Source organism: Shigella sp. FC1544 (genome assembly GCF_001722145.1).
GTDB lineage: Bacteria > Pseudomonadota > Gammaproteobacteria > Enterobacterales > Enterobacteriaceae > Escherichia > Escherichia coli.
On sequence record NZ_MECT01000532.1, the window covers coordinates 1 to 23,204 of the forward strand.

Annotated in this window: 24 protein-coding genes and 2 pseudogenes; 18 read left to right on the forward strand and 8 right to left on the reverse strand. The window is 49.9% G+C overall.

Annotated features, from left to right (window positions below; translation table 11 throughout):
- Positions 1-98 precede the first annotated feature (98 nt).
- The 3 genes and pseudogenes from BGK49_RS19365 to BGK49_RS19375 all read right to left on the reverse strand — a co-directional run.
- Positions 99-434: pseudogene (locus BGK49_RS19365) on the reverse strand (DUF1266 domain-containing protein); the annotation flags it as partial.
- An 80-nt stretch (positions 435-514) separates the two neighbouring features.
- A complete protein-coding gene (locus BGK49_RS19370; protein ID WP_000786576.1) occupies positions 515-1,942 on the reverse strand; it encodes a J domain-containing protein in 1,428 nt (475 codons plus the stop codon).
- Positions 1,939-2,646, reverse strand: coding sequence for a DUF1266 domain-containing protein (locus BGK49_RS19375; protein WP_000367146.1), 708 nt, complete (start codon positions 2,644-2,646; stop codon positions 1,939-1,941). Before BGK49_RS19375 ends, BGK49_RS19370 begins: the two co-directional genes overlap by 4 nt.
- A 162-nt stretch (positions 2,647-2,808) precedes the next feature.
- Here BGK49_RS19375 and ybeQ point away from each other — a divergent pair, with 162 nt between their 5' ends.
- Positions 2,809-3,786 carry a Sel1 family TPR-like repeat protein YbeQ gene (ybeQ, locus tag BGK49_RS19380; RefSeq protein ID WP_000578166.1) on the forward strand — a complete coding sequence of 326 codons (978 nt, stop codon included), beginning with the start codon at positions 2,809-2,811 and terminating at the stop codon, positions 3,784-3,786.
- Positions 3,787-3,855: 69 nt separating this feature from the next.
- On the opposite strand, the gene BGK49_RS19385 is transcribed toward ybeQ, so the two are convergent.
- Positions 3,856-4,338, reverse strand: coding sequence for a zinc ribbon-containing protein (locus BGK49_RS19385; protein ID WP_001044880.1), 483 nt, complete (start codon positions 4,336-4,338; stop codon positions 3,856-3,858).
- A gap of 234 nt (positions 4,339-4,572) precedes the next feature.
- Between BGK49_RS19385 and leuS the strand changes: the two genes are divergently transcribed.
- From leuS to lipA, 15 genes are all read left to right on the forward strand, one after another.
- Entirely contained in the window at positions 4,573-7,155 is a 2,583-nt protein-coding gene (gene leuS, locus BGK49_RS19390; protein WP_024259577.1) for a leucine--tRNA ligase, read from the forward strand.
- A gap of 14 nt (positions 7,156-7,169) precedes the next feature.
- Positions 7,170-7,751, forward strand: a complete 582-nt coding sequence (gene lptE, locus BGK49_RS19395) for an LPS assembly lipoprotein LptE (protein WP_001269663.1) — start codon at positions 7,170-7,172, stop codon at positions 7,749-7,751.
- Positions 7,751-8,782 (forward strand): DNA polymerase III subunit delta, encoded by a 1,032-nt coding sequence (holA, locus tag BGK49_RS19400; RefSeq protein ID WP_000620542.1) that lies wholly within the window; start codon positions 7,751-7,753, stop codon positions 8,780-8,782. Before lptE ends, holA begins: the two co-directional genes overlap by 1 nt.
- A 1-nt stretch (position 8,783) precedes the next feature.
- Positions 8,784-9,425, forward strand: coding sequence for a nicotinate-nucleotide adenylyltransferase (nadD, locus tag BGK49_RS19405; RefSeq protein ID WP_000838891.1), 642 nt, complete (start codon positions 8,784-8,786; stop codon positions 9,423-9,425).
- 23 nt (positions 9,426-9,448) lie between these two features.
- The gene (locus BGK49_RS19410) at positions 9,449-10,060 is read left to right on the forward strand and encodes an adenosylcobalamin/alpha-ribazole phosphatase (protein WP_001241871.1); all 612 of its coding nucleotides are present in this window, start codon (positions 9,449-9,451) and stop codon (positions 10,058-10,060) included.
- Between the two features lie 259 nt (positions 10,061-10,319).
- Positions 10,320-10,637, forward strand: a complete 318-nt coding sequence (rsfS, locus tag BGK49_RS19415; protein ID WP_001161664.1) for a ribosome silencing factor — start codon at positions 10,320-10,322, stop codon at positions 10,635-10,637.
- A gap of 3 nt (positions 10,638-10,640) precedes the next feature.
- On the forward strand, positions 10,641-11,108 hold the full coding sequence (rlmH, locus tag BGK49_RS19420) for a 23S rRNA (pseudouridine(1915)-N(3))-methyltransferase RlmH (RefSeq protein WP_000776104.1): 468 nt from the start codon (positions 10,641-10,643) through the stop codon (positions 11,106-11,108).
- 30 nt (positions 11,109-11,138) lie between these two features.
- Complete coding sequence (mrdA, locus tag BGK49_RS19425; protein WP_000776191.1) at positions 11,139-13,040, forward strand: peptidoglycan DD-transpeptidase MrdA; 1,902 nt, start codon at positions 11,139-11,141, stop codon at positions 13,038-13,040.
- Between the two features lie 2 nt (positions 13,041-13,042).
- Positions 13,043-14,155 (forward strand): peptidoglycan glycosyltransferase MrdB, encoded by a 1,113-nt coding sequence (gene mrdB, locus BGK49_RS19430; RefSeq protein WP_000131719.1) that lies wholly within the window; start codon positions 13,043-13,045, stop codon positions 14,153-14,155.
- Positions 14,156-14,165: 10 nt separating this feature from the next.
- Complete coding sequence (gene rlpA / locus BGK49_RS19435) at positions 14,166-15,254, forward strand: endolytic peptidoglycan transglycosylase RlpA (protein ID WP_001231411.1); 1,089 nt, start codon at positions 14,166-14,168, stop codon at positions 15,252-15,254.
- Positions 15,255-15,393: 139 nt separating this feature from the next.
- Positions 15,394-16,605 (forward strand): D-alanyl-D-alanine carboxypeptidase DacA, encoded by a 1,212-nt coding sequence (gene dacA / locus BGK49_RS19440; protein WP_001092079.1) that lies wholly within the window; start codon positions 15,394-15,396, stop codon positions 16,603-16,605.
- A gap of 111 nt (positions 16,606-16,716) precedes the next feature.
- Entirely contained in the window at positions 16,717-16,980 is a 264-nt protein-coding gene (ybeD, locus tag BGK49_RS19445) for a DUF493 family protein YbeD (RefSeq protein WP_000850550.1), read from the forward strand.
- Between the two features lie 100 nt (positions 16,981-17,080).
- Positions 17,081-17,722, forward strand: a complete 642-nt coding sequence (gene lipB / locus BGK49_RS19450) for a lipoyl(octanoyl) transferase LipB (RefSeq protein WP_000284027.1) — start codon at positions 17,081-17,083, stop codon at positions 17,720-17,722.
- A gap of 258 nt (positions 17,723-17,980) precedes the next feature.
- Positions 17,981-18,934 carry a YbeF family transcriptional regulator gene (locus tag BGK49_RS19460; RefSeq protein WP_069375823.1) on the forward strand — a complete coding sequence of 318 codons (954 nt, stop codon included), beginning with the start codon at positions 17,981-17,983 and terminating at the stop codon, positions 18,932-18,934.
- 208 nt (positions 18,935-19,142) lie between these two features.
- Positions 19,143-20,108, forward strand: coding sequence for a lipoyl synthase (gene lipA / locus BGK49_RS19465; protein ID WP_000042618.1), 966 nt, complete (start codon positions 19,143-19,145; stop codon positions 20,106-20,108).
- Between the two features lie 100 nt (positions 20,109-20,208).
- Here the strand turns inward: lipA and tatE are convergent, their stop codons facing one another.
- Positions 20,209-20,412: a twin-arginine translocase subunit TatE gene (tatE, locus tag BGK49_RS19470; RefSeq protein WP_000503934.1), complete on the reverse strand. Its 204-nt coding sequence runs from the start codon at positions 20,410-20,412 to the stop codon at positions 20,209-20,211.
- Positions 20,413-20,540: 128 nt separating this feature from the next.
- Positions 20,541-21,329, reverse strand: a complete 789-nt coding sequence (locus BGK49_RS19475) for a deaminated glutathione amidase (RefSeq protein WP_005028207.1) — start codon at positions 21,327-21,329, stop codon at positions 20,541-20,543.
- 92 nt (positions 21,330-21,421) lie between these two features.
- Between BGK49_RS19475 and crcB the strand changes: the two genes are divergently transcribed.
- On the forward strand, positions 21,422-21,805 hold the full coding sequence (crcB, locus tag BGK49_RS19480) for a fluoride efflux transporter CrcB (RefSeq protein ID WP_000939749.1): 384 nt from the start codon (positions 21,422-21,424) through the stop codon (positions 21,803-21,805).
- Positions 21,806-21,858: 53 nt separating this feature from the next.
- Here the strand turns inward: crcB and cspE are convergent, their stop codons facing one another.
- Both cspE and pagP read right to left on the reverse strand, forming a co-directional pair.
- Positions 21,859-22,068, reverse strand: coding sequence for a transcription antiterminator/RNA stability regulator CspE (gene cspE / locus BGK49_RS19485; protein WP_000034825.1), 210 nt, complete (start codon positions 22,066-22,068; stop codon positions 21,859-21,861).
- Positions 22,069-22,242: 174 nt separating this feature from the next.
- Positions 22,243-22,779, reverse strand: coding sequence for a lipid IV(A) palmitoyltransferase PagP (pagP, locus tag BGK49_RS19490; protein WP_032335587.1), 537 nt, complete (start codon positions 22,777-22,779; stop codon positions 22,243-22,245).
- A gap of 66 nt (positions 22,780-22,845) precedes the next feature.
- Here pagP and BGK49_RS19495 point away from each other — a divergent pair.
- Positions 22,846-23,204 (forward strand): annotated as a pseudogene (locus tag BGK49_RS19495) (IS1 family transposase); the annotation flags it as partial.

The following is a 23,204-nucleotide window of genomic DNA, read 5'->3' on the forward strand; positions in this document are numbered from 1 at the left end:
AGACCGCACGAATATAACGGTGGGTTACCCCCAAACGAATCGGAAAATCGATACTGGAAAAACTCTAACTCGGTGGCCAGTTTTTGTTGACCACTTCACCCTTCCCCACAGCACATAGCGGTTTGGGCAACGAATTGGGTATAAATCAACCCTCTCTCCGAGCCACCAGCAATTAATGCTTTCCACTCTTCAGGGGAAGAGCGATGCCATGTCAGATATAAGCCAGCTAAATCATTGGCATGACCATCATCAGTCATCTGATAAATAGTCTGAATTAAATCATCACGATTATTTATTCCCCAGGATGATGAGAGATCGAATTCTTTTATACCGGTATACATTTTTGGCGAGTCATGCGCGGGTTTGCAACCCTGATTAAGTATTTCCATGGGCGCAGAAAGCGCAAAAAGAAGATATTGTTCTTCCTTATTCATTTGTTAATAATCCCTTAAGTGCATTAACTGACTACTTTTTTATATTACTTGCCGGGCTTTCCGCACATTAACGTCGACTGTCACCCGAACAGATGGAGTATTTTCCCTATCAAACCGGCAAAGATAAAAATGTAGAAAATAATTTTGATGACGCCCAGACAGCCCGGCCCACCATCGTCAACGGGCATTGGCTGCGGTTGCGGCTCCGGTTCAACAGTTTGCTTCTCGGTAAAATTCGCCGCCTGAATTAATAATCGACGAATAATTAATGCTTCCACTGGACAACGATCTTCTGCATCAAGACGGCTTACGATCGGCATTAATGATTCTTCTGTCGGTTGGCTGGCCTGCACTAATTGTTTGGCAACTAAATATAATGGCCATAAGAGATGTTCTGTATCACGCGTGAGTGAGATCCGCGGCTTACGTCCTTTGTGCAAAACCATCTCGACCAGTGAACGCCCCAGCACAGAGAGTTTTTCATCGCTGAGTATTTCGTATAAATGAAAACGCGTACGGGCGCTGTCGCCGGGGACATAAAGTAGCTGTTTACCCTGATCGTTAACCAGTTCACGAGCTTCAATCATCATCACCACTAACGGGTAATAATCGACCCGATGCTGACGGCACCATTGCAATATTAAAGCATCCGCCTGGGTGGAGGGATACTCGCGCCAGTAGTCACAAAGTTCTGCCAGCAAGCTTTCGCCTTCTCCACAATAGACGCGTTGCGCGTATTCATAATAACGCGCATCTTCATTATCAGGTTCAGCTTCCCGCCACGACCGGGCGTAATCCAGAAGTTCGGGGATATCCAGGCGACCTGCGCTATACCAGCGGAGTAAATTTCTGTGCAGTTTTGCATCATCGGGGATGATCACTGCGCGATGTTGCGCTAAATACAATGTCAGCCATTCTGGATGCGATGACCAAATCCGAGCGAACATTTGGTAAAAATCGATGGTGTCATTTTGCACGGCAACGGGCAGATGCAGAATGGTCTGGAAGTTAAAAACATTCCCCTTCGCAATGGCATATAAAAAGGATTCCAGTTCTTCTTCGTCTATTTCCCCGACGTTTTCCTCCTGCAACCACCGCAATCTTTCTGCTAATAACACCACGCACTCGAAGGATAAATGGGCAGTGTTCATGGCGATTGTGCACAGCGACCAGCGTAATTCATCAATCTCTTCCATCGAGCAATAATTTAATTGCTGAATGAATCGCTGCCAGGCGGAGGGCAGAAAACGTTCGCTATCAGAGGCAAGTAACGCGCGAAAGGCGAGCAGAATTTCATGTTCTGCTACCTCATATTCTTCTGGTTGCCAAACAGATTTAGCAGGCGACTGCGCAATCCGTAGCGCCTCCTCATACGCCTGACGAAGTTGTTTAAAACCCTGCGGATCGGTTTCTGGATGAAAGGACGGTAACAGCGCCAGATAAGCGCGGCGGATAATATCGACGTCAGTCGTTTCCTCTATATCGAGGATCTTCCAGCAATTTTTCATAAGTCGCTCATATCCTTAAGCGTTTCCGGGCATGTGGGGTAGTCAGCCAGTGGTTGCCAGGACAAGGTAGGGTAATACGCATCATCACTGGCAAATAATTGATAAAACATATCATTGCCGGAATCGTCGTATTCTTTACGCGCTAAGAATTCGCGTAATAAAGGCAGATGATCATCTTCGGGAGACTGCCAATATTGCCGACCACAGGTATAACCGGCAAAGTATTGCCGCCAGTTACTATAATAACGTAGAGCCCGTAGATGAATACGCGACTGGATCCATAGACTTTCTTCTTCACTCAACCAGTTATTAAGTACGCCCATTCGACTTAAAAAACCCATCCGGACATAATCCCATGCTTTAATTCCTCCCTCACCACAGCATTCGGCTGTGCTGGCGACAAATTGCGCATAAGCCTGACCTTGCTCATTTAATTCAGCAAGATAGTCACGCCATTCACATGGAGAATAACGAAACCAGCGGTGATAAAACCCTGCCAACCGAGCGGCATGACCGTTCTCGATCATTCGGTGAATTGTGCGCAGCAGGTCATCACGGTCATCAATTCCCCATGAGGAAGAAAGGTCAAAAAAGCATGTACCTAAATACATTTTGGGGGATGAATGCGAAGGTAAACAGCATTCATTGCGTATTTCCATCGGAGTGGAAAGTGCAAACAATATTTTTTGCGACCCCATGTCCATATAATTTATCCTTAAACATTCATTTAATGAATGTAAACTACATTTCGAGACTCAGTTATTTATACTTTTCTGACGCGACATAATACGCATAAAATAAGGCTTACGCAAAAATGGAACACATAAAATATAATATGCTTTATCTACAACCATAAGGGAATGATAATGATTTTTACGTCAAGTTGCTGCGATAATTTATCAATAGATGAGATTATCGAACGTGCTGAAAAAGGCGATTGCGAGGCTCAATATATTGTTGGGTTTTATTATAATCGCGATAGCGCAATTGACTCTCCGGACGACGAAAAGGCCTTTTACTGGCTGAAGCTGGCCGCCGAGCAAGGTCATTGTGAAGCACAATATTCCTTAGGACAAAAGTATACTGAGGATAAAAGCCGTCATAAAGATAATGAGCATGCCATCTTTTGGCTGAAAAAAACTGCCCTACAAGGCCATACTTTCGCTTCCAACGCCCTTGGCTGGATACTGGATCGTGGAGAAGACTCCAATTATAAAGAAGCGGTTGTCTGGTATCAGATAGCCGCGGAGAGCGGAATGTCTTATGCGCAAAATAATCTTGGGTGGATGTACAGAAATGGCAACGGAGTCGCAAAAGACTATGCGCTGGCATTTTTCTGGTACAAACAAGCTGCATTACAAGGCCATAGTGACGCGCAAAACAATCTGGCCGATCTTTATGAAGACGGAAAAGGCGTTGCTCAAAACAAGACACTCGCCGCATTCTGGTATTTGAAAAGCGCACAGCAGGGTAATCGGCACGCCCAGTTTCAAATTGCATGGGATTATAACGCTGGCGAAGGGGTGGACCAGGACTATAAGCAAGCGATGTACTGGTATCTGAAGGCTGCCGCTCAGGAAAGCGTCGGCGCTTACGTCAACATCGGTTATATGTATAAACACGGACAAGGCGTTGAGAAAGATTATCAGGCTGCCTTTGAATGGTTTACGAAAGCCGCTGAATGCAATGACGCCACTGCCTGGTATAACCTGGCCATTATGTATCACTACGGAGAAGGAAGACCTGTCGATCTCCGACAGGCTCTCGACCTGTATCGTAAAGTTCAGTCATCCGGAACCAGAGATGTCAGTCAGGAAATTCGTGAGACTGAAGATTTACTGTAGAGATAAAAACAAGGGCCGGGGAATTTCATTCGGCCCATATTCTCTTTATTGCTGTGCGAAATCAGACTATTACGGCTCAAACGGGCGTCTCTGGAACTGGTCATGACCACATTTCGGGCATAGCGTCAGCACTTCCGGTGTGTAGATCGGGAGATGGAAGTGACATTTCTCGCAGACCAGATTTCCCAGCCCGACCACTTCTCCGCTGTGATAAACCCCATGATGATTGAGGTCCTGGAAAACTTCGCGCCATTCAAGCTGCGTTTTATCGGTGATATCTGCCAGCTCCTGCCATAAGCTTTCTTTAATCACCCGCATAAAGACGCTGTCAGATTCTTCTTTCAGGCTCTCTTCATAGCTCATGGCGAACTCTTCCAGGTCACGTCTTACAGCTCGCGTCAGCTCATCGACCTCGGTTCGCGTTAACTCCCCTGTTTTTATTACGCGCTCGCGCGCCTGTTCCACCAGTGCGTCGATATCACGTTCGCCATTGCGCAGGCGTTCGCTCAGTGACGCGACCAGTTCACGGTAATATTGAGCAACCTTGTTCATCGTTTCATCTCCCGGGTCGTTAACTGACTATAATAATAGACGTTCTTTGTTCCTTGCTTTGCTAATACGCCCACAAACTCTGTAAATTAATGTATGAATAATCCGGGCATCATTTCAACGTCGAGTGCGCGAAAGGCTGTTTTGACGCGGACGTTTGGGCTATGCTATGCGGATCTGAAAAACCACCTCAACGCTACATTTGTAGCCGTATTGAAAACAGGACCACTGGCTGCCATGCAAGAGCAATACCGCCCGGAAGAGATAGAATCCAAAGTACAGCTTCATTGGGATGAGAAGCGCACATTTGAAGTAACCGAAGACGAGAGCAAAGAGAAGTATTACTGCCTGTCTATGCTTCCCTATCCTTCTGGTCGACTACACATGGGCCACGTACGTAACTACACCATCGGTGACGTGATCGCCCGCTACCAGCGTATGCTGGGCAAAAACGTCCTGCAGCCGATCGGCTGGGACGCGTTTGGTCTGCCTGCGGAAGGCGCGGCGGTGAAAAACAACACCGCTCCGGCACCGTGGACGTACGACAACATCGCGTATATGAAAAACCAGCTCAAAATGCTGGGCTTTGGTTATGACTGGAGCCGCGAGCTGGCAACCTGTACGCCGGAATACTACCGTTGGGAACAGAAATTCTTCACCGAGCTGTATAAAAAAGGCCTGGTATATAAGAAGACTTCTGCGGTCAACTGGTGCCCGAACGACCAGACCGTACTGGCGAACGAACAAGTTATCGACGGCTGCTGCTGGCGCTGCGATACCAAAGTTGAACGTAAAGAGATCCCGCAGTGGTTTATCAAAATCACTGCTTACGCTGACGAGCTGCTCAACGATCTGGATAAACTGGATCACTGGCCAGACACCGTTAAAAGCATGCAGCGTAACTGGATCGGTCGTTCCGAAGGCGTGGAGATCACCTTCAACGTTAACGACTATGACAACACGCTGACCGTTTACACTACCCGCCCGGACACCTTTATGGGTTGTACCTACCTGGCGGTAGCTGCGGGTCATCCGCTGGCGCAGAAAGCGGCGGAAAATAATCCTGAACTGGCGGCCTTTATTGACGAATGCCGTAACACCAAAGTTGCCGAAGCTGAAATGGCGACGATGGAGAAAAAAGGCGTCGATACTGGCTTTAAAGCTGTTCACCCATTAACGGGCGAAGAAATTCCCATTTGGGCAGCAAACTTCGTATTGATGGAGTACGGCACGGGCGCAGTTATGGCGGTTCCGGGTCACGACCAGCGCGACTACGAGTTTGCCTCTAAATACGGCCTGAACATCAAACCAGTTATCCTGGCTGCTGACGGCTCTGAGCCAGATCTTTCTCAGCAAGCCCTGACTGAAAAAGGCGTGCTGTTCAACTCTGGCGAATTCAACGGTCTTGACCATGAAGCGGCCTTCAACGCCATCGCCGATAAACTGACTGCGATGGGCGTTGGCGAGCGTAAAGTGAACTACCGCCTGCGCGACTGGGGTGTTTCTCGTCAGCGTTACTGGGGCGCGCCGATTCCGATGGTGACGCTGGAAGACGGTACCGTAATGCCGACCCCGGACGACCAGCTGCCGGTGATCCTGCCGGAAGATGTGGTGATGGACGGCATTACCAGCCCGATTAAAGCAGATCCGGAGTGGGCAAAAACTACCGTTAACGGTATGCCAGCGCTGCGTGAAACCGACACTTTCGACACCTTTATGGAGTCCTCCTGGTACTATGCGCGCTACACTTGCCCAGAGTACAAAGAAGGTATGCTGGATTCCGAAGCGGCTAACTACTGGCTGCCGGTGGATATCTACATTGGTGGTATCGAACACGCCATTATGCACCTGCTCTACTTCCGCTTCTTCCACAAACTGATGCGTGATGCAGGCATGGTGAACTCTGACGAACCAGCGAAACAGTTGCTGTGTCAGGGTATGGTTCTGGCAGATGCCTTCTACTATGTTGGCGAAAACGGCGAACGTAACTGGGTTTCCCCGGTTGATGCTATCGTTGAACGTGACGAGAAAGGCCGTATCGTGAAAGCGAAAGATGCGGCAGGCCATGAACTGGTTTATACCGGCATGAGCAAAATGTCCAAGTCGAAGAACAACGGTATCGACCCACAGGTGATGGTTGAACGTTACGGCGCGGACACCGTTCGTCTGTTTATGATGTTTGCTTCTCCGGCTGATATGACTCTAGAATGGCAGGAATCCGGTGTGGAAGGGGCTAACCGCTTCCTGAAACGTGTCTGGAAACTGGTTTACGAGCACACAGCAAAAGGTGATGTTGCGGCACTGAACGTTGATGCGCTGACTGAAGATCAGAAAGCGCTGCGTCGCGATGTGCATAAAACGATCGCTAAAGTGACCGATGATATCGGCCGTCGTCAGACCTTCAACACCGCAATTGCGGCGATTATGGAGCTGATGAACAAACTGGCGAAAGCACCAACCGATGGCGAGCAGGATCGCGCTCTGATGCAGGAAGCGCTGCTGGCCGTTGTCCGTATGCTTAACCCGTTCACCCCGCACATCTGCTTCACGCTGTGGCAGGAACTGAAAGGCGAAGGCGATATCGACAACGCGCCGTGGCCGGTTGCTGACGAAAAAGCGATGGTGGAAGACTCCACGCTGGTCGTGGTGCAGGTTAACGGTAAAGTCCGTGCCAAAATCACCGTTCCGGTGGACGCAACGGAAGAACAGGTTCGCGAACGTGCTGGCCAGGAACATCTGGTAGCAAAATATCTTGATGGCGTTACCGTGCGTAAAGTGATTTACGTACCAGGTAAACTCCTCAATCTGGTCGTTGGCTAAGCGCGGGAGGAAGCGTGCGATATCTGGCAACATTGTTGTTATCTCTGGCGGTGTTAATCACCGCCGGGTGTGGCTGGCATCTGCGTGATACCACGCAGGTTCCTTCCACTATGAAGGTCATGATCCTGGACTCAGGCGATCCGAACGGGCCATTAAGCCCTGCGGTGCGTAACCAGTTACGTCTGAATGGTGTCGAGTTGCTTGATAAAGAAACCACGCGTAAGGACGTTCCATCCCTGCGTTTGGGTAAAGTGAGCATCGCGAAAGATACCGCATCGGTATTCCGTAACGGTCAAACAGCAGAGTATCAGATGATCATGACGGTGAATGCGACCGTGTTGATCCCCGGCCGTGATATCTACCCGATTAGCGCCAAAGTCTTCCGTTCGTTCTTTGATAACCCGCAAATGGCGTTAGCGAAAGATAACGAACAAGACATGATCGTAAAAGAGATGTACGACCGTGCTGCCGAACAGCTGATTCGTAAGCTGCCAAGCATCCGTGCTGCGGATATTCGTTCCGACGAAGAACAGACGTCGACCACAACGGATACTCCGGCAACGCCTGCACGCGTCTCCACCACGCTGGGTAACTGATGATTCGGTTGTACCCGGAACAACTCCGCGCGCAGCTCAATGAAGGGCTGCGCGCGGCGTATCTTTTACTTGGTAACGATCCTCTGTTATTGCAGGAAAGCCAGGACGCTGTTCGTCAGGTAGCTGCGGCACAAGGATTCGAAGAACACCACACTTTTTCCATTGATCCCAACACTGACTGGAATGCGATCTTTTCGTTATGCCAGGCTATGAGTCTGTTTGCCAGTCGACAAACGCTATTGCTGTTGTTACCAGAAAACGGACCGAATGCGGCGATCAATGAACAACTTCTCACACTCACCGGACTTCTGCATGATGACCTGCTGTTGATCGTCCGCGGTAATAAATTAAGCAAAGCGCAAGAAAATGCCGCCTGGTTTACTGCGCTTGCGAATCGCAGCGTGCAGGTGACCTGTCAGACACCGGAGCAGGCTCAGCTTCCCCGCTGGGTTGCTGCGCGCGCAAAACAGCTCAACTTAGAACTGGATGACGCGGCAAATCAGGTGCTCTGCTACTGTTATGAAGGTAACCTGCTGGCGCTGGCTCAGGCACTGGAGCGTTTATCGCTGCTCTGGCCAGACGGCAAATTGACATTACCGCGCGTTGAACAGGCGGTGAATGATGCCGCGCATTTCACCCCTTTTCATTGGGTTGATGCTTTGTTGATGGGAAAAAGTAAGCGCACATTGCATATTCTTCAGCAACTGCGTCTGGAAGGCAGCGAACCGGTTATTTTGTTGCGCACATTACAACGTGAACTGTTGTTACTGGTTAACCTGAAACGCCAGTCTGCCCATACGCCACTGCGTGCGTTGTTTGATAAGCATCGGGTATGGCAGAACCGCCGGGGCATGATGGGCGAGGCGTTAAATCGCTTAAGTCAGACGCAGTTACGTCAGGCCGTGCAACTCCTGACACGAACGGAACTCACCCTCAAACAAGATTACGGTCAGTCAGTGTGGGCAGAGCTGGAAGGGTTATCTCTTCTGTTGTGCCATAAACCCCTGGCGGACGTATTTATCGACGGTTGATATGAAATCTTTACAGGCTCTGTTTGGCGGCACCTTTGATCCAGTGCACTATGGTCATCTAAAACCCGTGGAAACGCTGGCGAATTTGATTGGTCTGACGCGGGTCACAATCATCCCTAATAATGTTCCTCCGCATCGTCCCCAGCCGGAAGCGAACAGCGTGCAGCGTAAACACATGCTTGAACTGGCGATTGCCGACAAGCCATTATTTACTCTTGATGAACGCGAGCTAAAGCGCAATGCCCCCTCTTACACTGCGCAAACACTGAAAGAGTGGCGGCAGGAACAAGGACCGGACGTGCCGCTGGCGTTTATTATTGGTCAGGATTCACTGCTGACCTTTCCGACCTGGTACGAATACGAAACGATACTCGACAATGCACATTTGATCGTCTGTCGGCGTCCAGGTTACCCACTTGAAATGGCGCAACCGCAATACCAGCAATGGCTGGAAGATCATTTGACACATAACCAGGAAGATCTTCACCTTCAGCCTGCCGGTAAAATTTATCTGGCTGAAACGCCGTGGTTTAACATCTCGGCGACCATCATCCGCGAACGTTTGCAAAACGGTGAATCGTGTGAGGATTTATTGCCGGAACCGGTACTGACTTACATTAACCAACAAGGCTTGTATCGCTGATACCTGTCGTTACGGAGGGCATGATGCGACTGTGGTTAATTCGTCATGGTGAAACGCAAGCGAATATCGATGGTCTTTACAGCGGTCATGCGCCCACCCCCCTGACCGCGCGCGGTATTGAGCAAGCGCAAAATCTGCATACGCTGCTACATGGTGTTTCCTTTGATCTGGTTTTATGCAGTGAACTGGAACGGGCACAGCATACCGCGCGACTGGTTCTCAGTGACCGCCAGCTCCCCGTGCAAATCATCCCTGAACTCAACGAAATGTTTTTTGGCGACTGGGAGATGCGACATCATCGCGACCTCATGCAAGAAGATGCCGAAAACTATAGCGCGTGGTGCAATGACTGGCAGCATGCAATCCCCACGAACGGTGAAGGATTTCAGGCATTTTCGCAACGTGTGGAACGCTTTATCGCAAGGCTTAGTGAATTTCAGCACTATCAGAATATTTTAGTCGTCAGCCATCAGGGTGTACTGAGTCTGTTAATCGCCCGTTTAATTGGCATGCCTGCCGAGGCTATGTGGCATTTTCGCGTTGACCAGGGGTGTTGGAGCGCCATTGATATCAACCAAAAATTCGCGACGCTACGCGTCCTCAATAGCCGTGCCATCGGGGTCGATAATGCATGACTTTTCTGTTTTTTTACGGGTAAGCCGCAACGACCATTGACAGACCCGGGCAGGCTGATATTCTCCGCAGCCAGACTTTTTTCGCCAGACACGACTTTGTAGAAATTGTTTTACAAAAATGGCGATGCAATCTGCGGCGCGGGGTGGGATGATAGCCCACTTTCGAAAGCCGATTCGGCGACAATTGTCCCGAAATCGCCTCTGGTTCAGGTATACTGACAGACCATTTTTATCTATTTGATTCACCCAGGGGGAAAACTTGCAGGGTAAAGCACTCCAGGATTTTGTTATCGACAAAATTGATGACCTCAAAGGTCAGGACATCATCGCCTTAGACGTTCAAGGCAAATCCAGCATCACCGACTGCATGATCATCTGTACGGGTACGTCCAGCCGTCATGTTATGTCCATTGCTGACCACGTTGTGCAGGAGTCTCGCGCAGCGGGCCTGTTACCGCTCGGCGTAGAAGGTGAAAACAGCGCCGACTGGATTGTCGTGGATTTGGGCGATGTGATTGTCCATGTCATGCAGGAAGAGAGCCGTCGCCTGTATGAACTGGAAAAACTCTGGAGTTAATGCGTGAAGCTGCAACTTGTCGCCGTGGGAACGAAAATGCCGGACTGGGTACAAACCGGTTTTACCGAGTACCTGCGTCGTTTTCCGAAAGATATGCCCTTCGAGCTGATTGAAATTCCGGCCGGAAAACGCGGCAAGAATGCGGACATCAAGCGCATACTCGACAAAGAGGGTGAGCAGATGTTGGCGGCCGCAGGCAAAAACCGCATTGTCACCCTCGATATTCCAGGCAAGCCCTGGGATACGCCGCAGTTAGCCGCTGAGCTGGAACGCTGGAAGCTGGATGGTCGCGACGTCAGTCTACTGATTGGCGGGCCTGAAGGGTTGTCGCCTGCCTGTAAAGCGGCGGCGGAGCAGAGCTGGTCGCTGTCGGCGCTTACCCTCCCCCATCCGCTGGTTCGCGTGCTGGTCGCAGAGAGTCTGTACCGGGCGTGGAGCATCACCACCAACCATCCTTATCACCGTGAGTGATAAGGGAGCTTTGAGTAGAAAACGCAGCGGATGAAACTACAGAACTCTTTTCGCGACTATACGGCAGAGTCCGCGCTGTTTGTGCGCCGGGCGCTGGTCGCCTTTTTGGGGATTTTGCTGCTGACCGGCGTGCTTATCGCCAACCTGTATAATCTGCAAATTGTTCGCTTTACCGACTACCAGACCCGCTCTAATGAAAACCGCATTAAGCTGGTGCCTATCGCGCCCAGCCGCGGCATTATTTACGACCGTAATGGTATCCCTCTGGCCCTCAACCGCACTATCTACCAGATAGAAATGATGCCAGAGAAAGTCGATAACGTGCAGCAAACGCTGGACGCTTTGCGCAGCGTGGTTGATCTGACCGATGACGATATTGCTGCATTCCGAAAAGAGCGCGCACGTTCACACCGTTTCACCTCTATTCCCGTGAAAACTAACCTGACCGAAGTACAAGTAGCTCGCTTTGCCGTCAATCAGTACCGTTTTCCGGGGGTTGAAGTTAAAGGCTATAAACGTCGTTACTATCCTTACGGTTCGGCGTTGACCCACGTCATCGGCTATGTGTCGAAAATCAACGATAAAGACGTCGAACGCCTGAATAATGACGGCAAACTGGCCAACTATGCGGCAACGCATGATATCGGTAAGCTGGGCATTGAGCGTTACTATGAAGACGTGCTGCACGGTCAGACCGGTTATGAAGAGGTTGAAGTTAACAACCGTGGGCGTGTTATCCGCCAGTTAAAAGAAGTACCACCGCAAGCCGGACACGATATTTACCTGACGCTGGATCTCAAACTCCAGCAATATATTGAAACGCTGCTGGCGGGTAGCCGCGCAGCTGTGGTAGTCACCGATCCGCGTACAGGTGGGGTGCTGGCGCTGGTTTCCACGCCTAGTTATGACCCAAACTTGTTTGTTGACGGTATCTCCAGCAAAGATTATTCCGCCTTGTTGAACGACCCGAATACACCGCTGGTGAACCGCGCCACACAGGGGGTTTATCCTCCCGCGTCTACAGTTAAACCCTATGTGGCGGTTTCGGCATTGAGCGCCGGGGTGATCACGCGCAATACGACGCTGTTTGACCCAGGCTGGTGGCAACTGCCAGGTTCGGAAAAACGTTATCGTGACTGGAAAAAATGGGGCCACGGGCGTCTGAATGTCACAAGATCGCTGGAAGAATCTGCGGATACCTTCTTCTATCAGGTGGCCTACGATATGGGGATCGATCGCCTCTCCGAATGGATGGGTAAATTCGGTTATGGTCATTACACCGGTATCGACCTGGCGGAAGAACGTTCCGGCAACATGCCTACCCGCGAATGGAAACAGAAACGCTTTAAAAAACCGTGGTATCAGGGTGACACCATTCCGGTTGGTATCGGTCAGGGTTACTGGACAGCGACCCCAATCCAGATGAGTAAGGCACTGATGATCCTGATTAATGACGGTATCGTGAAGGTTCCGCATTTGCTGATGAGCACCGCCGAAGACGGCAAACAGGTGCCATGGGTACAACCGCATGAACCGCCCGTCGGCGATATTCATTCCGGTTACTGGGAGCTGGCGAAAGACGGTATGTACGGTGTTGCTAACCGCCCTAACGGTACGGCGCATAAATACTTTGCCAGCGCACCGTACAAAATTGCGGCGAAATCTGGTACCGCTCAGGTCTTCGGTCTGAAAGCGAACGAAACCTATAATGCGCACAAAATTGCCGAGCGTTTACGTGACCACAAACTGATGACCGCTTTTGCGCCATACAACAATCCGCAAGTGGCTGTAGCCATGATTCTGGAGAACGGCGGCGCGGGTCCGGCGGTTGGTACGCTGATGCGTCAGATCCTCGACCACATTATGCTGGGTGATAACAACACCGATCTGCCTGCGGAAAATCCAGCGGTTGCCGCAGCGGAGGACCATTAATCATGACGGATAATCCGAATAAAAAAACATTCTGGGATAAAGTCCATCTCGATCCCACAATGCTGCTGATCTTACTGGCATTGCTGGTTTACAGCGCCCTGGTTATCTGGAGCGCCAGCGGTCAGGATATTGGCATGATGGAGCGTAAAATCGGCCAAATCGCGATGGGTCTGGTCATCATGGTGGTGATGGCGCAAATTCCTCCACGCGTTTATGAAGGCTGGGCCCCCTATCTCTATATCATCTGTATTATTTTGCTGGTGGCGGTAGATGCTTTCGGTGCCATCTCTAAAGGTGCTCAACGCTGGCTGGACCTCGGTATTGTTCGTTTTCAGCCGTCGGAAATTGCCAAAATAGCCGTACCACTGATGGTTGCGCGCTTTATCAACCGCGACGTTTGCCCACCGTCGTTGAAGAACACAGGCATCGCGCTGGTGCTGATATTTATGCCCACGCTGCTGGTGGCTGCACAGCCTGACCTGGGAACATCAATCCTCGTTGCGCTTTCCGGTCTGTTTGTACTGTTCCTCTCTGGCCTTAGCTGGCGTCTGATTGGCGTCGCAGTAGTGCTGGTGGCGGCGTTCATTCCTATTCTGTGGTTCTTCCTGATGCATGATTACCAGCGCCAGCGCGTAATGATGCTCCTGGACCCGGAATCAGACCCACTCGGCGCGGGCTATCACATTATTCAGTCTAAAATTGCTATTGGCTCCGGCGGATTACGCGGCAAAGGCTGGCTGCATGGCACTCAGTCACAACTTGAATTTCTACCCGAACGCCATACCGACTTTATCTTCGCGGTACTGGCGGAAGAGCTGGGATTAGTGGGCATTTTGATTCTGCTCGCTCTCTACATTCTGCTGATCATGCGCGGGCTGTGGATAGCCGCCAGAGCGCAAACCACCTTTGGTCGCGTCATGGCTGGCGGATTAATGCTGATATTATTCGTTTATGTCTTCGTAAATATTGGTATGGTAAGCGGTATTCTGCCGGTTGTAGGGGTTCCGCTCCCACTGGTCAGTTATGGAGGATCAGCGCTAATTGTGCTGATGGCTGGGTTCGGGATTGTAATGTCAATCCACACCCACAGGAAAATGTTGTCGAAAAGCGTGTAAGAGGTGCGCAATGCGTAAGCAGTGGCTCGGGATCTGCATCGCGGCAGGAATGCTCGCGGCATGTACAAGCGATGATGGTCAGCAACAGACGGTAAGTGTACCGCAGCCTGCGGTATGTAACGGCCCCATAGTTGAAATTAGCGGGGCGGACCCGCGTTTCGAACCACTGAACGCGACGGCAAATCAGGATTACCAGCGCGACGGTAAAAGCTACAAAATCGTGCAGGATCCGTCTCGATTTAGCCAGGCGGGACTGGCGGCAATCTATGATGCCGAACCAGGCAGTAACCTGACGGCCTCTGGCGAAGCTTTCGATCCGACACAGCTGACGGCGGCCCATCCAACGCTTCCGATCCCCAGCTACGCCAGAATCACTAACCTGGCTAACGGGCGAATGATCGTGGTGCGCATTAATGATCGCGGCCCTTACGGCAACGACCGCGTTATTTCGCTTTCTCGCGCGGCAGCTGACCGTCTTAACACGTCAAACAACACCAAAGTTCGTATCGATCCGATTATTGTCGCCCAGGATGGTTCGCTTTCTGGTCTTGGTATGGCTTGTACCACAGTCGCCAAACAGACTTACGCCCTGCCTGCACCTCCCGATTTAAGCGGTGGCGCGGGAACAAGTTCAGTGTCTGGCCCGCAGGGTGACATTCTTCCGGTCAGTAATTCGACGCTAAAAAGCGAAGATCCGACCGGCGCGCCGGTAACCAGTAGCGGTTTCCTCGGCGCACCAACGACCTTAGCGCCTGGTGTACTGGAAGGCAGCGAACCGACGCCTGCGCCACAGCCCGTTGTTACAGCTCCGTCGACAACGCTTGCAACCTCGCCTGCAATGGTGACACCGCAAGCCGCCTCGCAAAGCGCCAGCGGCAACTTTATGGTGCAAGTCGGGGCCGTTAGCGATCAGGCTCGTGCGCAACAGTACCAACAGCAACTGGGACAGAAGTTCGGCGTCCCCGGTCGCGTAACTCAAAATGGCGCGGTCTGGCGGATCCAGCTTGGCCCCTTCGCCAGCAAAGCCGAAGCCAGTACCTTGCAGCAACGTTTGCAAACCGAAGCCCAATTACAGTCATTTATTACCACCGCGCAGTAGCGTAAAGCAGGCATCTGATGTGTCAATTTCTGTAAATGACGTTAACAAAGTCACGCGGAAAGTCAGATGCCTGCCGGTAGTGCATTTGCTATAGTAGGGCACTTTTTTTAATTCCATCACGGATGTCGTAGTTCAGACCATGAATACCATTTTTTCCGCTCGTATCATGAAGCGCCTGGCGCTCACCACGGCTCTTTGCACAGCCTTTATCTCTGCTGCACATGCCGATGACCTGAATATCAAAACTATGATCCCGGGTGTACCGCAGATCGATGCGGAGTCCTACATCCTGATTGACTATAACTCCGGCAAAGTGCTCGCCGAACAGAACGCAGATGTCCGCCGCGATCCTGCCAGCCTGACCAAAATGATGACCAGTTACGTTATCGGCCAAGCAATGAAAGCCGGTAAATTTAAAGAAACTGATTTAGTCACTATCGGCAACGACGCATGGGCCACCGGTAACCCGGTGTTTAAAGGTTCTTCGCTGATGTTCCTCAAACCGGGCATGCAGGTTCCGGTTTCTCAGCTGATCCGCGGTATTAACCTGCAATCGGGTAACGATGCTTGTGTCGCCATGGCTGATTTTGCCGCTGGTAGCCAGGACGCTTTTGTTGGCTTGATGAACAGCTACGTTAACGCCCTGGGCCTGAAAAACACCCACTTCCAGACGGTACATGGTCTGGATGCTGATGGTCAGTACAGCTCCGCGCGCGATATGGCGCTGATCGGCCAGGCGTTGATCCGTGACGTACCGAATGAATACTCGATCTATAAAGAAAAAGAATTTACGTTTAACGGTATTCGCCAGCTGAACCGTAACGGCCTGTTATGGGATAACAGCCTGAATGTCGACGGCATCAAAACCGGACACACTGACAAAGCAGGTTACAACCTTGTTGCTTCTGCGACTGAAGGCCAGATGCGCTTGATCTCTGCGGTGATGGGCGGACGTACTTTTAAAGGCCGTGAAGCCGAAAGTAAAAAACTGCTGACCTGGGGCTTCCGTTTCTTCGAAACCGTTAACCCACTGAAAGTAGGTAAAGAGTTCGCCTCTGAACCGGTTTGGTTTGGTGATTCTGATCGCGCTTCGTTAGGGGTTGATAAAGACATGTACCTGACCATTCCGCGTGGTCGCATGAAAGATCTGAAAGCCAGCTATGTGCTGAACAGCAGTGAATTGCATGCGCCGCTGCAAAAGAATCAGGTCGTCGGAACTATCAACTTCCAGCTTGATGGCAAAACGATCGAGCAACGCCCGCTGGTTGTGTTGCAAGAAATCCCGGAAGGTAACTTCTTCGGCAAAATCATTGATTACATTAAATTAATGTTCCATCACTGGTTTGGTTAAAAATTGAACACTTGAAAGTGTAATTTCCGTCCCCATATACTAAGCATCAGTAAAAAAAACTCCCGCCTTCTGGCGGGAGTTGCTATTTAATTACGTTACGCCGGAGCTGACATGAAAACCAAACTTAACGAACTGCTTGAATTCCCTACTCCTTTTACTTACAAAGTTATGGGGCAGGCGTTACCTGAGCTGGTTGATCAGGTGGTTGAAGTGGTACAGCGCCATGCGCCAGGTGACTACACCCCAACGGTAAAACCAAGCAGCAAAGGCAACTACCACTCGGTATCTATCACTATCAACGCCACTCATATCGAGCAGGTTGAAACACTGTATGAAGAACTGGGCAAAATCGATATTGTCCGCATGGTTCTGTAACTCGCTTCTCCGTTACCCGGCTCCTGGTCGGGTAACTCCCCTCTCCTCGCTGTGATATACTTTTCCCCCACTTTTACTCATTCTCCACGGAGATGCCGTTTTGTATCAGGATAAAATTCTTGTCCGCCAGCTCGGTCTTCAGCCTTACGAGCCAATCTCCCAGGCTATGCATGAATTCACCGATACCCGCGATGATAGTACCCTTGATGAAATCTGGCTGGTCGAGCACTATCCGGTATTCACCCAAGGTCAGGCAGGAAAAGCGGAGCACATTTTAATGCCGGGTGATATTCCGGTGATCCAGAGCGATCGCGGTGGGCAGGTGACTTATCACGGGCCGGGACAACAGGTGATGTATGTGTTGCTTAACCTGAAACGCCGTAAACTCGGTGTGCGTGAACTGGTGACCTTGCTTGAGCAAACAGTGGTGAATACCCTGGCTGAACTGGGTATAGAAGCGCATCCTCGGGCTGACGCGCCTGGTGTCTATGTCGGGGAAAAGAAAATTTGCTCACTGGGTTTACGAATTCGACGCGGTTGTTCATTCCACGGTCTGGCATTAAACGTCAATATGGATCTTTCACCATTTTTACGTATTAATCCTTGTGGGTATGCCGGAATGGAAATGGCTAAAATATCACAATGGAAACCCGAAGCGACGACTAATAATATTGCTCCACGTTTACTGGAAAATATTTTAGCGCTACTAAACAATCCGGACTTCGAATATATTACCGCTTAATTCCATACATCAATGGCCCAATTTACACTGGGTCATTACTCATAATACCTGCTAATGCTTTACATCTCCTTCGCGTTTGTATATTTTCTTTATCACTTGCAGAAATGCGGTGCCACGCCTTGCTCCGTAACTCACCCCATTGATTAACCTATTGAAATAGTTGATTATGGTGAGCAAAAGCGTTCCGTTCCAATTAGACATAAGATTATTGTAATTTTTTAAATATTATTTTTCCATGAATAAAATTGGAGTAAGTGCGTGGATAGTAATAATCAAATTGAACCCTGTTTAAGCAGAAAGTCGTCAGAAGGTAAACCACAAATATTTACAACCTTACGAAATATTGCTCTTAACCTTCTGACTATTTTTGAAGCTGTATATGTACATAAAGGGATCGTTAATGCAGCGAAAGTGCTTAATCTGCCCCCCTCGGCAATCAGTCAGTCTATTCAGAAACTGCGCGTTATATTCCCTGACCCATTGTTTATTCGCAAAGGCCAGGGTGTCACTCCTACCGCATTTGCGATGCATCTACATGAGTATATCAGTCAGGGCCTTGAGTCCATTCTTGGCGCGCTGGATATCGAAGGAAGCTATGATAAGCAACGAACGATAACTATTGCGACCACTCCCTCGGTCGGAGCCCTGGTCCTTCCTGTCATCTATCGGGCGATTAAAACTCACTATCCGCAGCTTTTACTGCGCAACCCGCCCATCAGCGACGCGGAAAACCAACTCAGTCAGTTTCAAACCGATCTCATCATCGATAACATGTTTTGCACCAATCGTACGGTGCAACATCATGTTCTGTTCACCGACAATATGGTGTTAATTTGCCGCGAGGGAAATCCACTACTCTCTTTAGAAGATGACAGAGAGACTATCGACAACGCTGCGCATGTACTTCTGTTACCGGAAGAGCAAAATTTCAGCGGTCTGCGGCAGAGAGTTCAAGAAATGTTTCCGGACCGGCAAATCAATTTCACCAGCTACAACATTTTGACAATCGCTGCACTGGTTGCCAACAGTGACATGTTAGCGATTATTTCCAGCCGTTTTTATAACCTGTTTAGCCGCTGCTGGCCGCTGGAAAAACTGCCTTTTCCGTCCTTAAATAAGGAGCAAATAGATTTCTCTATCCACTACAACAAATTCAGCCTGCGTGATCCCATCCTGCACGGAGTAATAGCTGTTATCCGTAATGCATTTTGAAAAAGTATTGTTACAGCCAGATCACAGCGCAGAACGATAAAATGGCACAATCCAACAACAATTTTACATTTTCGCGACCGCTTTGGCTGCTTTCAGGTCCGTTTCAATGATATACTGCCAGTCGTTAATTCAAAAATAGTTGATAATTACAACAATCTATTGAATTGAAACGCTTTCCTTCGTAATTCGCAACTGGAACACGCACGCTATGAGTAAACCCATTGTGATGGAACGCGGTGTTAAATACCGCGATGCCGATAAGATGGCCCTTATCCCGGTTAAAAACGTAGCAATAGAGCGCGAAGCCCTGCTGCGCAAGCCGGAATGGATGAAAATCAAGCTTCCAGCGGACTCTACACGTATCCAGGGCATCAAAGCCGCAATGCGCAAAAATGGCCTGCATTCTGTCTGCGAGGAAGCCTCCTGCCCTAACCTGGCGGAATGCTTCAACCACGGCACAGCAACGTTTATGATCCTCGGCGCTATTTGTACCCGCCGTTGTCCGTTCTGTGATGTTGCCCACGGTCGCCCGGTAGCTCCTGATGCCAATGAACCAGTGAAACTGTCGCAGACCATTGCCGATATGGCGCTGCGTTATGTGGTTATCACCTCCGTTGACCGTGATGACCTGCGCGATGGCGGTGCCCAGCACTTTGCGGATTGCATTACTGCCATTCGGGAAAAAAGCCCGCAAATCAAAATTGAAACTCTGGTGCCGGATTTCCGTGGTCGTATGGATCGTGCTCTGGATATTCTGACTGCAACGCCACCAGATGTGTTCAACCATAACCTGGAAAACGTACCGCGTATTTACCGTCAGGTACGGCCTGGTGCAGATTACAACTGGTCGCTGAAGCTGCTGGAACGCTTTAAAGAAGCGCATCCGGAAATCCCGACCAAGTCTGGTCTGATGGTGGGACTGGGTGAAACCAATGAAGAAATTATTGAGGTAATGCGCGACCTGCGCCGTCATGGTGTGACGATGTTAACGCTGGGGCAATATTTGCAGCCAAGCCGCCATCACCTGCCGGTTCAACGTTACGTTAGCCCGGATGAGTTCGACGAAATGAAAGCCGAAGCGCTGGCGATGGGCTTTACCCATGCTGCATGCGGTCCGTTTGTCCGCTCTTCTTACCACGCCGATTTGCAGGCGAAAGGGATGGAAGTTAAGTAATCCGGTAATAATTACTTACATCTGTCTGATAAAAAACCCGCTTTTTGAAGCGGGTTTTTTGTATCGAACAAGATATTGAGGGAGCGTCCTGCTCGCCACGTCACTCTTTATGAGAGAGCTTTTCAGCCTGAAGATCAACGTCTGCGCCTTTTTTCGCCACAGCATCATCATCATTCATCGCCTTCTTGAACCCTTTAATGGCCGCTCCAAGGTCTCCGCCCAGCGTACGTAACTTCTTAGTCCCAAACAGCAGAACGACCAGCGCCGCAACTACTAGCAGTTTGGTAATACTAATCTCACCCATAGATACCTTCTTGACATATAACCGGCAACAGAACGCGCCTTAAAAACCAGAGAATATTAACGGTCATTCGACGCGCGCACACAATAGCAATCTGTAACAAGGTGAATCAAGCGCCGAGTAAAAAAACATCATAATAATTGCGGCGGCGCAAAGCGACGGTTGTTTAAGACGGGCAGTTGCGCGCGCACCTGACGCACACGTTCGGGCGTCACTTCCGCCATAATGAGTGCAGGCATTTCTGACGCTGCCGCAATGGTGACGCCAAAGGGATCTATAATCCGGCTTTGCCCGATATTTTTGTTCCCGCACTCGCCCGCCGCCACCATATAACAGGTGGTATCCAGCGCACGAGCGGCAAGCAACGTTGACCAGTGATGCTCTTTGAGCAGCCCGCGAACCCAGGCGGCAGGAAGTACCAGGATTTCAGCTCCCTGTAATGCCTGTGCCAGCGCCAGCTCTGGAAAGCGTAAGTCATAACAGGTCATCAGACCGACCTTCATCCCTTCCACCTCCAGTAACGGAGCGATTTCATTACCAGCATCAACACGGCGTGATTCCTGAATGGCAAATGCATCATAGAGATGCAGTTTGGCATAACGGGCGACGATGTTTCCTGCCTGAAGTGCCACCAGCATATTCCATGCGCGCCCCGGCGTTGAAGGAACATGAATCGTCAGAATTGTCGTCATCATGTTACGTTTACTTTCTCGCCGTAAACGTCCGAGGAATTCGCCTTCCAGCAGCTGTGCTGATTTAACCGATAGATCTGCATCATGATCATCGCGTGCCAGCAATGCTTCCGGCAGGACAAACAGCGATACGTCGTTTTCCGCCGCCTGCGCCATCAACGAGGCACAAATCTCAGCGTTCTTTTCCCACACAGATGTAACAGCAAACTGTCCTGCAGCAACCAGCATTGCCACCTCCTGTCAGAGTCGTAAAATTCGCCAACGACGATTATTCGGCGTTACACTTATCACTCATACAAATCAAATAGCAGGATTTTGCAGTGTTACAACTTCTTTTAGCAGTTTTTATTGGCGGTGGTACGGGAAGCGTGGCGAGATGGCTGTTAAGTATGCGATTTAACCCACTGCATCAGGCGATTCCGTTGGGGACGCTGACAGCAAACCTGATTGGGGCATTCATCATAGGAATGGGATTCGCATGGTTCAGCAGGATGACGAACATTGATCCAGTGTGGAAAGTATTAATCACCACCGGATTTTGTGGCGGTCTAACAACCTTCTCAACATTTTCGGCAGAAGTGGTGTTTTTGTTACAAGAGGGTCGCTTTGGCTGGGCATTACTGAACGTTTTCGTCAACCTTCTGGGGTCTTTTGCCATGACAGCACTGGCTTTCTGGCTGTTTTCGGCCTCAACCGCACACTAAAGACCAAAAAAAACCCGCTGATTAAGCGGGTTTTGAATTCTTGCTGACGTATCTTACAGAGCGATTACGTTTGCAGCAGAAGGGCCTTTGGCACCGTTAGTGATTTCGAACTCTACGCGCTGACCTTCAGCAAGAGTTTTAAAACCATTAGTCTGGATTGCAGAGAAGTGTACGAACACGTCTTTGCTGCCGTCTTCCGGAGTAATGAAACCGAATCCTTTGGACTCATTAAACCACTTAACGTTACCTTTAATCTTAGACATCAAAATTACCTTTACATGAAAAATAGACACAAATGCTGTGTCGGTTACCAGTACACCAATTGTGGTACGCTTTGTCCAGTGCAACTTTACTAAAAAGTGATAAAAGTCGCGTTATTTTTGATGTTACTTATTTTAGCTATTGATTTTAAAGAAGTTACTAAAACTTCATTTGTCTCAAAACTGAAAGCGCATCCAGGCAAAGTACACATTGCCATTGTTGTAGGTACCCGGAATGTAGGTCATCTGAAAAGTCACTGGGCCATAACCCACGGAGGCCAATGGCAGTAGAACCGGGAGAGGGATGTAATTCCAGTTATCGCGTGCCGTTACGCCAGCGGTGAATCCCAGACCTAAATGAAAATTTTCATCCGCCAGCGGTCGCCAGGTACTTTCCCATCCGTATCCGGCAATCGGTTCCCATTTGTTCCACGAGTCCTTAAATGCCATGGCATACAGGCCATGCCAGTTTCCTTTTTCATCCCAACGCGACAGGCCAAAACCGCCACCCCACGGTCGCTCGTTATAGCGATCGGTTTTTTCTTTGTCGTAAGCGAAACGTGCATGCCAGGTGATGGCAGGAATATATAAATCATAATGTTCAGGCTGTTGCCAGGTTGGTGCAATATTTTCTCTAAACGTTGTCATCCACTCATCTGCGTTAGCAAAAACTTTACCAACGCTGATTAACTGAATAAAAACAAAGGAAAAGATAGCGACATATTGGTGATGCTGCCAACTTACTGATTTAGTGTATGATGGTGTTTTTGAGGTGCTCCAGTGGCTTCTGTTTCTATCAGCTTTCCCTCCTGTTCAGCTACTGACGGGGTGGTGCGTAACGGCAAAAGCACTGCCGGACATCAGCGCTATCTCTGCTCTCACTGCCGTAAAACATGGCAACTGCAGTTCACTTACACCGCCTCTCAGCCCGGTACGCACCAGAAAATCATTGATATGGCCATGAATGGCGTCGGATGTCGCGCCAGTGCACGCATTATGGGCGTTGGCCTCAACACGGTTTTACGTCACTTAAAAAACTCAGGCCGCAGTCGGTAACCTCGCGCATACAGCCGGGCAGTGACGTCATCGTCTGCGCGGAAATGGACGAACAGTGGGGATACGTCGGGGCTAAATCGCGC